The 13,713-nt window shown below is 55.5% G+C and carries 14 protein-coding genes, 1 rRNA gene and 1 pseudogene; 13 read left to right on the top strand and 3 right to left on the bottom strand.

The genetic code is table 11. From position 1 onward, the window contains the following. Positions 1-17 precede the first annotated feature (17 nt). Positions 18-1,958, bottom strand: coding sequence for an RNase E specificity factor CsrD (gene csrD, locus EDF75_RS21300; RefSeq protein ID WP_133600813.1), 1,941 nt, complete (start codon positions 1,956-1,958; stop codon positions 18-20). Between the two features lie 219 nt (positions 1,959-2,177). Between csrD and acuI the strand changes: the two genes are divergently transcribed. The 12 genes and pseudogenes from acuI to EDF75_RS27400 form a co-directional block, all read left to right on the top strand. Next, positions 2,178-3,152 carry an acrylyl-CoA reductase (NADPH) gene (gene acuI, locus EDF75_RS21295; RefSeq protein ID WP_133600812.1) on the top strand — a complete coding sequence of 325 codons (975 nt, stop codon included), beginning with the start codon at positions 2,178-2,180 and terminating at the stop codon, positions 3,150-3,152. A gap of 77 nt (positions 3,153-3,229) precedes the next feature. After that, positions 3,230-4,231, top strand: a complete 1,002-nt coding sequence (msrP, locus tag EDF75_RS21290; RefSeq protein WP_133600811.1) for a protein-methionine-sulfoxide reductase catalytic subunit MsrP — start codon at positions 3,230-3,232, stop codon at positions 4,229-4,231. Then, positions 4,231-4,830: a protein-methionine-sulfoxide reductase heme-binding subunit MsrQ gene (msrQ, locus tag EDF75_RS21285; protein WP_133600810.1), complete on the top strand. Its 600-nt coding sequence runs from the start codon at positions 4,231-4,233 to the stop codon at positions 4,828-4,830. The genes msrP and msrQ overlap by 1 nt, the downstream gene beginning before the upstream one ends. A gap of 233 nt (positions 4,831-5,063) precedes the next feature. After that, on the top strand, positions 5,064-5,516 hold the full coding sequence (gene aroQ / locus EDF75_RS21280; protein ID WP_041147465.1) for a type II 3-dehydroquinate dehydratase: 453 nt from the start codon (positions 5,064-5,066) through the stop codon (positions 5,514-5,516). 22 nt (positions 5,517-5,538) lie between these two features. Continuing rightward, positions 5,539-6,003, top strand: a complete 465-nt coding sequence (gene accB / locus EDF75_RS21275; protein ID WP_041147466.1) for an acetyl-CoA carboxylase biotin carboxyl carrier protein — start codon at positions 5,539-5,541, stop codon at positions 6,001-6,003. A gap of 10 nt (positions 6,004-6,013) precedes the next feature. After that, the gene (gene accC, locus EDF75_RS21270; protein ID WP_041147467.1) at positions 6,014-7,363 is read left to right on the top strand and encodes an acetyl-CoA carboxylase biotin carboxylase subunit; all 1,350 of its coding nucleotides are present in this window, start codon (positions 6,014-6,016) and stop codon (positions 7,361-7,363) included. Between the two features lie 110 nt (positions 7,364-7,473). After that, entirely contained in the window at positions 7,474-7,716 is a 243-nt protein-coding gene (locus EDF75_RS21265) for a YhdT family protein (protein WP_041147468.1), read from the top strand. Then, positions 7,706-9,157 carry a sodium/pantothenate symporter gene (panF, locus tag EDF75_RS21260; protein ID WP_133600809.1) on the top strand — a complete coding sequence of 484 codons (1,452 nt, stop codon included), beginning with the start codon at positions 7,706-7,708 and terminating at the stop codon, positions 9,155-9,157. Before EDF75_RS21265 ends, panF begins: the two co-directional genes overlap by 11 nt. Positions 9,158-9,168: 11 nt before the next feature. Next, positions 9,169-10,050 (top strand): 50S ribosomal protein L11 methyltransferase, encoded by an 882-nt coding sequence (prmA, locus tag EDF75_RS21255; protein WP_133600808.1) that lies wholly within the window; start codon positions 9,169-9,171, stop codon positions 10,048-10,050. A 358-nt stretch (positions 10,051-10,408) separates the two neighbouring features. Then, positions 10,409-11,374 (top strand): tRNA dihydrouridine synthase DusB, encoded by a 966-nt coding sequence (gene dusB, locus EDF75_RS21250; RefSeq protein ID WP_041147471.1) that lies wholly within the window; start codon positions 10,409-10,411, stop codon positions 11,372-11,374. A 25-nt stretch (positions 11,375-11,399) separates the two neighbouring features. Next, a complete protein-coding gene (gene fis, locus EDF75_RS21245; protein ID WP_003855228.1) occupies positions 11,400-11,696 on the top strand; it encodes a DNA-binding transcriptional regulator Fis in 297 nt (98 codons plus the stop codon). A gap of 233 nt (positions 11,697-11,929) precedes the next feature. Next, positions 11,930-12,827: pseudogene (locus tag EDF75_RS27400) on the top strand (efflux RND transporter permease subunit); the annotation flags it as partial. A gap of 60 nt (positions 12,828-12,887) precedes the next feature. On the opposite strand, the gene EDF75_RS27480 reads toward EDF75_RS27400, so the two are convergent. Further along, positions 12,888-13,019 (bottom strand): hypothetical protein, encoded by a 132-nt coding sequence (locus tag EDF75_RS27480; RefSeq protein WP_256464604.1) that lies wholly within the window; start codon positions 13,017-13,019, stop codon positions 12,888-12,890. A gap of 110 nt (positions 13,020-13,129) precedes the next feature. Between EDF75_RS27480 and EDF75_RS21230 the strand changes: the two genes are divergently transcribed. Continuing rightward, positions 13,130-13,351, top strand: a complete 222-nt coding sequence (locus EDF75_RS21230; protein ID WP_041147475.1) for a lipoprotein — start codon at positions 13,130-13,132, stop codon at positions 13,349-13,351. 258 nt (positions 13,352-13,609) lie between these two features. Here EDF75_RS21230 and rrf read toward each other — a convergent pair. After that, positions 13,610-13,713, bottom strand: a 5S ribosomal RNA gene (gene rrf, locus EDF75_RS21225); the annotation flags it as partial.

Here is a 13,713-nt window from a genome sequence, read left to right as displayed (position 1 = left end):
TAACGCCAAACGGCAGATCAAACCGAGTATCTTTGCGAATATTTTTTCACATTTGTGTCAAGTGGCTGTGAGGCGGCAAAAAATTCCCCCTGGCCACCGGTAACACCGCATTGAGACAGGACCTGCCACTCGCTACGACTGCGTACTCCGGTTGCAAAAACCTGGACCGGCATACCCTTGCAGGCCTCCACCAGGCTCTGAACCAGCAGCTGGTTCTCACTGCGTTTTTCAATATTACGCGACAGTCCAGGGTGTAGCTTGATGACTTCAACGTCCAACTGCTTGATCCAGCTGGTTCCAACCAGCGTTAATCCGGCCTGAACAACGGCAACTCGAATACCTAAAGCGTTAACCAGCCGCATAACCGGCTGCAGGCGGCCGATATATTGACAAACATCTGCCTCTGCAAGTTCAAAAATAATGCGCTGACGTTGCGATTTTTCACACTGCATCAAAGTATCGCGCAGCCAGCGCTGGAATCGAGGACGGATCAGCGACTCCACGGTCACCTGTAAAGCGAGGTTTTCGTCCGGCCAGAAGCCTAAAAATGGCAGCAGCCGCGTGATCTGCAGGCGGTCATACTCTTCCGCCAGGCCAAACTGCTGCACCATCGGCATATATTCCGCCGCAATCACCTCTTCCGTACCGTCATAGAGGCGGGACATCAGCTCACGGTGATGGACGCGACCGTCGCGATTCACCGCGGGCTTCTGATATAACCGCGGCCCGCCGCGGCTTAGCATCTGTTCAATCAACGTGCGCCAGCGCACGTTGCCGCGCCCTTTCTCCGGCAGCGAATCGTCATAAACCGACCAGCTATTGCTCCCCTGCAGAACCGCGTTGCGCGTTGCCGCTTCCGCGCGCTCCATCACCTGAGCCGTGGTCTGTCCGCTGCGGAAGGCGCAAATACCGATATGCATCATGTCATCGCGGTCAAGAATGCGCGTGGGCGGCAGCGCGTCCATCGCCTTCAGCAGCAGCCCGGCGATGCTGTCCGCCTCCTTGAGGGTGCGGTGCGGCAGCAGGACGGCAAAATCGCTGCGGTGATAGCGCGCCAGCAGCGCGCCGGGATAGCGCATAATAAAAGTAGAAAGCAGGTTGATGAGCGTGAAGTAATGCTCCTCCGCTGCGGCGCGGCCCCAGTTATCGCGCAGCAAATCGAACTCCGGCAGGCGGATCATCATCACAATGCCGTATGAGCCGACTTTTTCCTGATCTTCCAGCAGCGTGGCGAGCTGGTTATCGAAGAACAGGCGGTTATTGAGGCCGGTTTTGGTGTCCTGAGCGGCATAGGAGCGAATAAGCGTATCCATACGGCTTCGCTGATCGCTGGCAAACTGCAGCTCGGATAGCAGCATATCCAGCGCGCTGCTGGTGCTCACCGGCCACTCGTGCACCGAGCCGCGCACCTGGGGTCCGCGCTCGCCGTTAAGGATCCTCGTCGCCCGCAGCTCCAGCAGCTCCTGCCCGGACAGCTGACGACGGATCCAGCGAACGGAAAAAAAGACCATCAGCACCATAAAGCCAATGGCGATGGAAAGCGGTGCGGTCATGTGCAGCGAGCGGAAGTAGTTAACCATCGGGTCCATATAGACCAGATGCAGGGTCATGCCGGGGTGCTTTAGCGACGGGACCATGACCTCCCGAAACTGGTTATTACTCCCCAGCGGGCGGTAGCTGTCGCTACGCGAGTGGCTGTACACCGATTTGCCGTTAAGCAGAAAATCAACCTGCACAACGTCGACCGGCGTCATCAGCTCATCCATCTGCGGTTCAAGTCGGGCAAAGGATGAAGAGATCAGGCGGTTATCCAGCACCGTCGCTACGGCCTGGACGCGATTCTCCACTTTTTGCTGAATACCGTTATAAAAACTCAGCGACGCGCCAATAAGCGTGACAAAGATAGTCAGGCTGGTAAGCAGCGTGACAAATGCTGAGAATTTCGTCGTTAATCGCATCCCTGTGTTAACTCCGCGTGTGAATGACTGCCCGATGAATATTCGGACTCCGGTACTGGCGCTTTCCCCAAAGTAAGCACTAACTTTTTAAAGTGCGAGGCATACTATCAAAGCTGACGTATCTGGCAATTTATTGCGCTGTATCGGCGTAATAATGCCGATAGCGAGTATAGTCTGCAGAAAAATTTTTCCAATCTTTGTACCAATAAGGACCCGCATATGCAGGCTTTAATATTAGAACAGCAGGATGGCAAAACAATCTCTTCGGTGCAAACCATCGACGCCAACAGGCTTCCGCAGGGCGATGTGACCGTCGATATTCAGTGGTCCAGCCTCAATTATAAAGACGCGCTGGCGATCACCGGCAGCGGAAAAATCATCCGCAACTTTCCGATGATTCCTGGCATCGATTTTGCCGGTATCGTCCATACCAGCGAAGATCCGCGTTTCCATGCAGGCCAGCAGGTGCTTCTCACCGGATGGGGCGTTGGCGAAAATCACTGGGGCGGCCTGGCCGAGCAGGCGCGCGTGAAAGGCGACTGGCTGGTTGCGATGCCTGAAGGGCTGGACGGCCGTAAAGCGATGGCTATCGGTACCGCCGGCTTCACCGCCATGCTGTGCGTGATGGCGCTGGAAGATGCCGGCATTCGTCCCCAGGATGGCGAGGTTGTCGTCACCGGTGCCAGCGGCGGCGTCGGTAGCACCGCGGTCGCCCTGCTGCATCGCCTGGGTTACCAGGTGGTCGCTGTTTCTGGTCGCGAAAGCACCCATGACTATCTGAAAACGCTGGGCGCACAGCGGATCGTTGGGCGCGAGGAGTTTGCCGAAACCCGTCCTCTGGAGAAACAGCTGTGGGCCGGGGCGGTCGATACCGTCGGCGATAAGGTGCTGGCGAAAGTACTGGCACAGATGAACTACGGCGGCTGCGTGGCTGCCTGCGGCCTGGCCGGCGGCTTTGCTCTGCCGACGACGGTGATGCCGTTTATTTTGCGTAACGTCCGCCTGCAGGGCGTTGATTCGGTAATGACTCCGCCCGCACGCCGGGCTCAAGCCTGGCAGCGGCTGGTTGGCGATCTGCCTGAGTCGTTCTACGCGCAAAGCGCCACGGAAATTACGCTCGAAGAAGCGCCGGCCTTTGCCGATAAGATTATGGCTAACCAAATCCAGGGCCGGACGCTGGTGAAAATCGCCTAATATGCAATTTTTCGTGACATATTCGCGATAACTCTCCGCCTCCGTCATGCTTAGGAAAAAGCATGCCGGAGGATGTCATGAAACACAAAAAGCTAACGGAAGCCGACGTCACGGCAGAATCCGTTTTTATGCTGCAGCGTCGCCAGGTTTTGAAAACGCTGGGGATTACCGCAACGGCACTTTCCCTTTCCCCCACGGCAAAAGCCGATCTTCTCGACTGGTTCAAAGGTCACGACCGCCCTCCCGCGCCGGCGGGCAAAGCGCTGACGTTCGACAAACCCGCCGAATGGCAAAACGCGCTGACGCTCACCCCGGAGGATAAGGTATCCGGCTACAACAACTTCTATGAATTTGGTCTGGATAAAGCCGATCCGGCGGCCAACGCGGGCAGCCTGCGAACCGATCCGTGGACGCTGACCATCGGCGGAGAAGTGGCTAAACCGCTGACGCTCGATCATCACGATCTGACCACCCGCTTTCCGCTCGAAGAGCGCATTTACCGGATGCGCTGCGTCGAAGCCTGGTCGATGGTGGTGCCGTGGGTGGGCTTCCCGCTGCATAAGCTGCTGGCGCTGGTTGAGCCCACCAGCAGCGCCCGCTACGTGGCATTTAAAACCATCTATGCTCCTGACCAAATGCCAGGGCAGAAGGATCGCTTTATCGGCGGCGGCCTGGCCTATCCTTATGTCGAAGGCCTGCGTCTGGATGAGGCGATGCATCCCCTCACCCTGCTGAGCGTGGGCGTCTACGGTAAGGCGCTGCCGCCGCAAAACGGCGCGCCGGTGCGCCTGACTGTCCCGTGGAAGTATGGCTTCAAAGGGATTAAGTCGATTGTCAGTATCGAACTCACCCGCGAGCGGCCGCCGACCACCTGGAATCTGGCGGGACCGGATGAATACGGCTTTTACGCCAACGTCAATCCGCACGTCGATCATCCCCGCTGGTCGCAGGCAACGGAGCGCTTTATCGGTTCCGGAGGCGTGCTGGACGTCAAGCGCCAGCCGACGCTGCTGTTCAACGGCTATGCTGACGAAGTGGCTTCGCTCTACCGGGGCCTGAATTTGCGGGAGAATTACTAGTGCGCCTGAACGTAAAACAGATTACCTGGCTTAAGGTTATGCTCCATCTGGCCGGGTTTCTTCCCTTTCTCTGGCTATTCTGGGCTGCGCAGCAGGGGTATTTCAGCGCCGACCCGGCAAAGGATATTCAACACTTTACCGGTAGGATGGCTCTTAAATTTCTGCTGGCAACCTTGCTTGTCTCGCCGCTGGCGCGCTACGCTAAACAACCGCTGTTGATTCGTACCAGGCGCCTGCTGGGACTGTGGTGCTTTGCCTGGGCGACGCTGCATCTGACCAGCTACACGCTGCTGGAACTCGGGATTAACAATCTGGCGCTGCTGGGTTCTGAGCTGGTGAGCCGGCCCTATCTGACGCTGGGGTTTATCAGCTGGCTTACCCTGCTGGCGCTGGCGGTCACCTCGACGCAGGCGCTGCAGCGAAAATTAGGCCGTCGCTGGCAAACGTTGCATAACTTCGTCTATCTGGTGGCGATCCTTGCGCCCATCCACTATTTATGGTCCGTGAAGATATTATCCCCACAGCCGTTGATATATGCCGGGCTGGCGGTTGGGCTTTTGGCGTGGCGTTACAAGAAGTTCCGTCAGTGGTGGCGCTAATCCCCGGATATGTGCAGTTTCCCGCAGATCTTTTATCAACCGCGACTCATTTAACGATAGCGGTTGATAATCTTCCCTGATAAGACCAGTATTTAGCTGCCAAATGCTACGAAATCGTTATAATGTGCGACTTTGGTTTTCCTGGAGGGGTTTTTACACCCTGAAAAGGTGACAAGCGCGTTTCGAAGGTATATTTTGTTTTTTACCCGAGAATGGCAGGAGATAGCCGCACAATGGCTGACAAGTTTCGCATTTTGCTTTTGAATGGACCTAACCTTAACATGCTTGGTACACGCGAGCCTGAGAAGTACGGCACCCTCAAGCTTTCTGAGATTGTTAACCGTCTGGAATCAGAAGCTGCGGCTCTGAACGTGGCGCTGGATCACCTGCAATCAAACGCGGAGTACGCGTTAATCGACCGAATTCATCAGGCTAAAGACGCTGTAGACTATATCCTGATTAATCCGGCCGCGTTTACGCACACCAGCGTGGCAATCCGCGACGCGCTACTTGCGGTGAGCATCCCGTTTATCGAGATCCACCTGAGCAACGTACATGCCCGCGAACCATTCCGTCATCACTCTTATCTGTCGGATATCGCCGCAGGCGTTATCTGTGGATTGGGGGCGGACGGTTATTCATACGCTTTACAGACGGCGGTAAAACGCCTGTCACAATCACACTAAACAAAGAGTACGGAACCCACTCATGGATATTCGTAAGATTAAAAAACTGATCGAGCTGGTCGAAGAGTCTGGCATCAACGAACTGGAAATTTCTGAAGGTGAAGAGTCTGTGCGCATCAGCCGCTCGGCTCCGAACACCGGTTATCCAGTGATGCAGCAGGCTTATGCCGCTCCGATGATGCAGGCACAGGCACCTGTTGCCGCAGCACCGGCAGCCGCGCAGGCAGAAGCCCCGGCGAAAGCGGAAATCAGTGGTCACATCGTACGTTCCCCGATGGTCGGTACTTTCTACCGCACCCCGAGCCCGGACGCTAAAGCGTTTGTGGAAATCGGCCAGAAAGTCAACGTGGGCGACACTCTGTGCATCGTCGAAGCAATGAAAATGATGAACCAGATCGAAGCCGACAAAGCCGGCGTGGTGAAAGCCATTCTGATCGAAAGCGGCCAACCGGTAGAATTTGACGAGCCGCTGGTAGTCATCGAGTAACGAGGCGAACATGCTGGATAAAATTGTTATCGCCAACCGTGGCGAGATTGCACTGCGTATCCTGCGTGCCTGTAAAGAACTGGGCATCAAGACCGTTGCTGTGCACTCCACTGCGGATCGCGATTTAAAGCACGTATTGTTAGCGGATGAGACGGTCTGTATCGGCCCGGCTCCGTCCATTAAGAGCTACCTGAATATCCCGGCGATCATCAGCGCGGCTGAAATCACCGGCGCGGTGGCGATTCACCCAGGCTACGGCTTCCTTTCCGAAAACGCCAACTTTGCTGAGCAGGTTGAACGTTCCGGCTTTATCTTCATCGGCCCGAAGGCTGACACTATTCGCCTGATGGGCGACAAAGTGTCGGCGATTACCGCCATGAAGAAAGCCGGCGTGCCGACCGTTCCTGGCTCCGATGGCCCGCTGGGCGACGACATGGACGCTAACCGCGCCCATGCGAAACGCATCGGCTACCCGGTTATCATCAAAGCCTCCGGCGGCGGCGGCGGCCGCGGCATGCGCGTCGTGCGCAGCGATGCCGAGCTGGCGCAGTCCATCTCCATGACCAAAGCTGAGGCGAAAGCCGCTTTCAGCAACGACATGGTGTATATGGAGAAATACCTGGAGAATCCTCGTCATATCGAGATCCAGGTCCTGGCTGACGGCCAGGGTAACGCTATCTATCTGGCCGAGCGCGACTGCTCCATGCAGCGTCGTCACCAGAAAGTTGTCGAAGAAGCGCCGGCGCCGGGTATTACTCCGGAACTGCGTCGCTACATCGGCGAGCGCTGCTCCAAGGCCTGCGTTGATATCGGCTATCGCGGGGCGGGTACCTTCGAGTTCCTGTTCGAAAACGGCGAGTTCTACTTCATCGAAATGAACACCCGTATTCAGGTTGAACACCCGGTAACAGAAATGATCACCGGCGTTGACCTGATTAAAGAGCAGTTGCGGATTGCCGCAGGCCAGCCGCTGTCCATCAAGCAGGAAGAAGTTCAGGTACGTGGCCATGCGGTTGAATGCCGTATTAACGCCGAAGACCCGAATACCTTCCTGCCGAGTCCGGGTAAAATTACCCGCTTCCACGCGCCGGGCGGTTTCGGCGTTCGCTGGGAGTCTCATATCTACGCCGGCTACACCGTGCCGCCGTACTATGACTCAATGATCGGCAAGCTTATCTGCTACGGCGAAAACCGTGATGTGGCCATTTCACGCATGAAAAATGCGCTGCAGGAGCTGATCATCGACGGCATCAAAACTAACGTCGATCTGCAGATTCGCATCATGAACGACGAGCACTTCCAGCATGGTGGTACCAATATCCACTATCTGGAGAAAAAGCTCGGTATGCAGGAAAAATAACCCTGCATCGCTGCAAAAGGCCGGATAATCCGGCCTTTTTTCTTTTTCTCTCCCCTCATCTTTTCCATGCGGTACAATCCCCGCTTTCTTCATCCTCCTGGGACTAAAAAATGGACAATCGGTTTGTTCAGGCCCACAAAGAAGCGCGCTGGGCGCTGTGGCTGACCCTTCTCTATCTTGCCGCCTGGCTGGCTGCGGCCTATCTCCCGGACAGCGCAATCGGCATCACCGGGCTGCCGCACTGGTTCGAAATGGCCTGCCTGCTGGTGCCTCTGATATTTATTCTGCTGTGCTGGGCGATGGTGCGTTTCGTATTCCGCGACATTCCGCTGGAGGATAGCGATGCAGCTTGAAATCATCGTCATCCTGATTGCCTATCTGTTCGTGGTCTTCGGCCTGTCGCTTTACGCCATGCGCAAACGCAGCAGCGGCAGTTTTCTCAGCGAATATTTCCTCGGCAGCCGTTCTATGGGCGGCTTCGTGCTGGCCATGACCCTCACCGCAACCTATATCAGCGCCAGCTCGTTTATCGGCGGGCCTGGGGCCGCCTACAAGTACGGGCTCGGCTGGGTGCTGCTGGCGATGATCCAGGTGCCGACGATCTGGCTTTCGCTGGGGATCCTCGGCAAGAAGTTCGCCATTCTGGCGCGACGCTACAACGCCATCACCCTCAACGACATGCTGCAGGCTCGCTACCAAAGCCGCGCCGTCGTCTGGATCGCCAGCATAAGCCTGCTGGTTGCCTTCGTCGGAGCGATCGCCGTGCAGTTTATCGGCGGCGCGCGCCTGTTGGAGACCGCGGCTGGGATTAAATATGAACACGGCCTGCTGATCTTCGGCATCACTATTGCCCTGTACACCGCATTCGGCGGCTTTCGCGCCAGCGTGCTCAATGACACCATGCAGGGTATGGTCATGCTGATCGGCACGATCGTGCTGCTGGTCGGGGTTGTCCACGCTGCGGGCGGTCTGCATCATGCCGTTGATACCTTACAGAAGATCGATCCGCAGCTGGTATCGCCGCACGGCGTAGACGGTATTCTAACCCCGACCTTTATGACCTCGTTTTGGGTGCTGGTCTGCTTCGGCGTGATCGGCCTGCCGCATACCGCCGTACGCTGCATTTCCTATAAAGACAGCAAAGCCGTTCACCGGGGGATCATCATCGGTACCGTGGTCATCGCTCTGCTGATGTTTGGCATGCACCTCGCGGGCGCTCTGGGCCGTGCGGTTCTGCCGCACCTGACCGTTCCCGATCGGGTGATCCCAACCCTGATGGTCCAGGTGCTTCCACCGTGGGCCGCGGGCCTGTTTTTAGCGGCGCCAATGGCGGCGATCATGTCGAACGTTAACGCCCATTTATTGCAGGCATCGGCTACGATCGTTAAAGATCTTTGGCTCAGCGCTCGCCCTGCCAAAAGGCATAATGAGCAAAAGCTGAAAAGGATCTCCACCGCCACCACTCTGGTCATAGGGATCCTGATGATGCTGGCAGCCTGGCGGCCGCCTGAAATGATCATCTGGCTCAACCTGCTGGCCTTCGGCGGCCTGGAAGCGGTGTTCTTATGGCCGCTGGTGATGGGCCTGTACTGGGAGCGCGCTAACGCGACCGGCGCCCTCAGCGCCATGCTCGTTGGCGGCGTGCTCTACGCCGTGCTGGCGACATTTAATATTCAGTACCTGGGCTTTCATCCGATTGTGCCCTCGCTGCTGTTAAGCTTGCTGGCTTTTGTGATTGGCAACCGTTTCGGTCAGCCCGTCCCTCCAGCCCCTATTATGACTACTGATAAATAAAGAGTTTTGCCATGCCATGGATCCAACTGAAACTGAACACGACCGGCGCACACGCTGAAGAATTAAGCGATGCGCTGATGGAGGCCGGTGCCGTCTCTATCACCTTCCAGGATACCCACGATACGCCGGTATTCGAACCGCTGCCGGGGGAAACCCGCCTGTGGGGAGACACCGACGTGACCGGCCTGTTCGACGCAGAGAGCGACATGAAAGAAGTCGTTGCTATTCTTGAGCAGCATCCTCTTCTGGGCGCCGGCTTCGCGCACAAAATCGAGCAGCTGGAAGACAAAGACTGGGAGCGCGAATGGATGGATAACTTCCACCCGATGCGCTTCGGCGAGCGGCTGTGGATTTGCCCAAGCTGGCGCGAAGTGCCGGATGCCAACGCGGTGAACGTGATGCTCGATCCGGGCCTCGCCTTCGGTACCGGTACCCACCCGACGACCTCCCTGTGCCTGCAGTGGCTCGATGGGCTGGATCTGGCGGGTAAAACGATTATAGATTTCGGCTGCGGTTCCGGCATCCTGGCGATTGCTGCCCTGAAGCTCGGCGCGGCGAAGGCCATCGGTATCGATATCGATCCGCAGGCGATTCAGGCCAGCCGCGATAACGCCGAGCGTAACGGCGTCTCGGATCGTCTGGAGCTCTATTTACCCCAGGATCAGCCAGAGGCTCTCAGCGCCGACGTCGTGGTCGCCAACATTCTGGCCGGCCCATTACGCGAGCTGGCTCCGTTAATCAGCGTCCTGCCCGTTACAGGCGGCCTGCTGGGCCTCTCCGGGATCCTTGCCAGCCAGGCTGACGGCGTCTGCGAAGCCTACGCCGATCGCTTTAATCTCGACCCGGTGGTTGAAAAAGAAGAGTGGTGCCGGATTACCGGCCAGCGCAAGTAAGCGCTAATGCGGCCTGCGGGCCGCATTTTTGTTTCCAGTAGCCGCCAAATGACGTCAAGAAATGGGAGCCAGATCGCATTACGAAGCGCTTTTTTGGCTACAAAAACAGCGTTTTATGCCGCCAATGACCCCATTTTTCTAAGAAAAATAGATAAGTTTTACGATTTTATAATTGAACATAAATTACCCGCCACGCATTAAATCAATGATTAATATGATAATTTATCCATAGCATTTTCGTTGCTCCTGGATTCATTGATCTGTGACAGGGGATTGCTCAAAGTTTGGCCTTTCATCTCGTGCAAAAAATGCGTAATATACGCCGCCTTGCAGTCACAGTATGGTCATTTCTTAACTCATGCGCATCGGACACTACCAGCTTAGAAATCGCCTGATCGCAGCACCTATGGCTGGCATTACTGACAGACCATTCAGGACGCTGTGCTATGAGATGGGAGCAGGTTTAACCGTTTCCGAGATGATGTCCTCCAACCCGCAGGTTTGGGAGAGCGACAAGTCCCGTTTACGGATGGTGCACGTTGATGAGCCCGGTATTCGTACCGTGCAAATCGCCGGTAGCGTACCGGAAGAGATGGCCGCAGCCGCCCGTATTAACGTGGAAAGCGGCGCCCAAATTATTGATATTAATATGGGGTGCCCGGCGAAAAAGGTGAATCGCAAGCTCGCAGGTTCAGCCCTCTTGCAGCATCCCGAGCAGGTGAAGTTAATCCTGACGGCGGTCGTCAAGGCAGTGGACGTTCCCGTGACGCTCAAGATTCGCACCGGTTGGGAGCCGGAACACCGTAACTGTGTAGAAATTGCCCAACTGGCTGAAGAGTGTGGCATTCAGGCTCTGACTATTCACGGACGCACGCGCGCCTGTTTGTTTAACGGAGACGCTGAATACGACAGTATTCGGGCAGTTAAGCAGAAAGTTTCCATTCCGATTATCGCGAATGGTGACATTACTGACCCGCTTAAAGCCAGAGCTGTGCTCGACTATACGGGGGCTGATGCCCTTATGATAGGCCGCGCAGCTCAGGGAAGACCCTGGATCTTTCGGGAAATCCAGCATTATCTGGACACTGGAGAGCTGCTGCCCCCCCTGCCGTTGGCAGAGGTTAAGCGCTTGCTTTGCGCTCACGTTCGGGAATTGCATGACTTTTACGGTCAGGCAAAAGGGTACCGAATTGCGCGTAAACACGTTTCCTGGTATCTCCAGGAGCACGCTCCAAATGACCAGTTTCGGCGCACATTCAACGCCATAGAGGATGCCAGCGATCAGCTGGAGGCGTTGGAGGCATACTTCGAAAATTTTGCGTAAACAGAAATAAAGAGCTGACAGAACTATGTTCGAACAACGCGTAAATTCTGACGTACTGACCGTTTCTACCGTTAACTCTCAGGATCAGGTAACTCAAAAGCCCCTGCGTGACTCGGTTAAACAGGCACTGAAGAACTATTTTGCTCAACTGAACGGTCAGGACGTTAGTGACCTGTATGAGCTGGTACTGGCTGAAGTAGAACAGCCCCTGTTGGACATGGTGATGCAATACACCCGCGGTAACCAGACCCGTGCTGCTCTGATGATGGGCATCAACCGCGGTACGCTGCGTAAAAAATTGAAGAAATACGGCATGAACTGATACTAGTCAGTTAATTGCTTGAATAAAAGGCGCTCTTCGGCATGGGGAAGCGCCTTTTTACTGCCTCGCGTTTACTCCCTCCCTGCAGCAGACAGCTGACTTCTCATCTGAGTTAACTCGCCGTCCGACGACTCGGTACGCAGAGCATCGACAGTAGCGGTGGAAAACGTCGTGCGCGTGATGGTTGAAGAGAGCCTTCCACGACTGCCCTCGTTGGCACTGCTATGGTGCTCATGGCCTTACGCAGCCTCAAGCCGTGGCAGGAACGCAGCGACGCAGAGAACGGCGTTAAGGCGATTATCCAACGTGCCTACCGGCGCCTTCAGCAAGAAGGACGCTATGGTATTACCGTTCAATCTGCCGGCCATTGTCGAACTCGGTAGGCGAGTTTTGACTTTAACCTTATCGATCAGGGCAACCTCGGCCACAGCGCGCTAACCCAGGCGCGTAATCAGCTGCCCGGCTGCATCCGGAGCAGCTGGCGCGTATTTCCGTACGCTGCCGGATAATATCAACAATATGTATGCGCGTAGCGCCAGCGGTGAAATGGCGTCACTCTCTTCGTTCGTCACATCGCGCCGGGTAAAAATTACCGGGGATACAATGCTCCTGATGGAGGCAGACTGCCGAACGGAACTGGCTATGACTGGACTGGAATGTCGTCTCAGGAACGGCTCTCCGGAAGCCAGGCGCCTGCGCGCTATGAAAGCGGGTATCTCCCGCTCTCTGTAACCTTGGTCATTCTTAGGGATTCCTGGAGCGTTGCCGGCAGCATCGTTTCACGGGCTAAATAATGATGTTGATTTCCAGGTCGGCTTATTAACCGCGATTGGCTTATCGGCAAAAAATACTATTCCGATCGTCGAGTTTGCTAAAGATCTTATGGATAAAGAAGGTAGAGGAATTATCGAGGCATCGCGTATGCGCCTGCGTCCGATCCTTATGACAACATTAGCCTTTATTCTCGGGGTGCTGCCTTTAGTTATTAGCCATGGTGCCGGAAGCGGGGCGCAAAATGCGGTGGGCACCGGCGTGATGGGCGGGATGTTAACCGCTACGCTGCTGGCAATCTTCTTCGTACCGGTATTCTTCGTGGTGGTAAGGGGCCGCTTTACCCGACGCGGGAAGTAGCTCATCGCCTCCTCAAAGGCGCCACGCTGGCGCCTTTTTCATTATCATCATTCATATTAATCAACCGGTTAGATTAAATTCACTATATTCCATAATGATAAGATCGGCAGCCTCTGTCTTTATTTCATTATTTTGTTCTACATCTTTTCTACGCAATTCCCCGCTTATCTCCATGATATTTACGTAGCTCATAAATTGAGATAATTTCCTCTATCAGGCCTCTGTTTCAGCGATGGTAAAATAGGCTATTCCGTCGTGTATCTCACCCGATGCAGTAAAACGGACTATTCAGAGGTAATATCATGAAGAAATTTATTTTAGTGACGCTGCTGGCAACTTTACTCGCCGGCTGCGCGCATGACTCTCCCTGCGTGCCGGTCTACGATTCTGAAGGCAGGCTAGTTCATACCAACACCTGCATGAAAGGCACGACTCAGGATAACTGGGAAACGGCTGGGGCAATTGCCGGCGGTGCGGCGGCAGTGGCTGGATTAACGCTGGGAATTGTAGCGCTGACCCGTTAATCATTACCGTTCCACTGGGTTTGATTCACTCTCCAGTAAGGGAACGGATATAAGAAAGGGCCTGGTCGCGAGACCGGGCCCTTTTTCGTGGACGGCAGGGGATAAAAACCGCGCTACGATAGCAAAAATGCGCCGCTCGCCGGTATTCCAGACCGTTCTACAGCAGCTTAGGCCGCCGTTTATCGCTAAGCTGCGTCATTAAATAGCAGACAAGCAAAAAGGCCCAGTCTTTCGACTGGGCCTTCTGCTTTATTTGATGCCTGGCAATTCCCTACTCTCACATGGGGAGACCCCACACTACCATCGGCGCTACGGCGTTTCACTTCTGAGTTCGGCATGGGGTCAGGTGGGACCACCGCGCT

It is taken from the genome of Klebsiella sp. BIGb0149 (genome assembly GCF_004362605.1).
In the GTDB taxonomy this organism is placed as follows: Bacteria; Pseudomonadota; Gammaproteobacteria; order Enterobacterales; family Enterobacteriaceae; genus Klebsiella; species Klebsiella terrigena.
This window is presented reverse-complemented; position numbering and strand designations above follow the sequence as displayed.

Excerpts from the sequence above, each read along its gene's own strand:
- EDF75_RS21265 (WP_041147468.1), top strand. The coding sequence starts at position 7,474 with ATGGACAATCGGTTTGTTCAGGCCCACAAAGAAGCGCGCTGGGCGCTG.
- msrP (WP_133600811.1), top strand. The coding sequence starts at position 3,230 with ATGAAACACAAAAAGCTAACGGAAGCCGACGTCACGGCAGAATCCGTT.
- accB (WP_041147466.1), top strand. The coding sequence starts at position 5,539 with ATGGATATTCGTAAGATTAAAAAACTGATCGAGCTGGTCGAAGAGTCT.
- fis (WP_003855228.1), top strand. The coding sequence starts at position 11,400 with ATGTTCGAACAACGCGTAAATTCTGACGTACTGACCGTTTCTACCGTT.
- prmA (WP_133600808.1), top strand. The coding sequence starts at position 9,169 with ATGCCATGGATCCAACTGAAACTGAACACGACCGGCGCACACGCTGAA.
- EDF75_RS21230 (WP_041147475.1), top strand. The coding sequence starts at position 13,130 with ATGAAGAAATTTATTTTAGTGACGCTGCTGGCAACTTTACTCGCCGGC.
- EDF75_RS27480 (WP_256464604.1), bottom strand. The coding sequence starts at position 13,019 with ATGAGCTACGTAAATATCATGGAGATAAGCGGGGAATTGCGTAGAAAA.
- aroQ (WP_041147465.1), top strand. The coding sequence starts at position 5,064 with ATGGCTGACAAGTTTCGCATTTTGCTTTTGAATGGACCTAACCTTAAC.
- dusB (WP_041147471.1), top strand. The coding sequence starts at position 10,409 with ATGCGCATCGGACACTACCAGCTTAGAAATCGCCTGATCGCAGCACCT.
- panF (WP_133600809.1), top strand. The coding sequence starts at position 7,706 with ATGCAGCTTGAAATCATCGTCATCCTGATTGCCTATCTGTTCGTGGTC.
- csrD (WP_133600813.1), bottom strand. The coding sequence starts at position 1,958 with ATGCGATTAACGACGAAATTCTCAGCATTTGTCACGCTGCTTACCAGC.
- accC (WP_041147467.1), top strand. The coding sequence starts at position 6,014 with ATGCTGGATAAAATTGTTATCGCCAACCGTGGCGAGATTGCACTGCGT.
- acuI (WP_133600812.1), top strand. The coding sequence starts at position 2,178 with ATGCAGGCTTTAATATTAGAACAGCAGGATGGCAAAACAATCTCTTCG.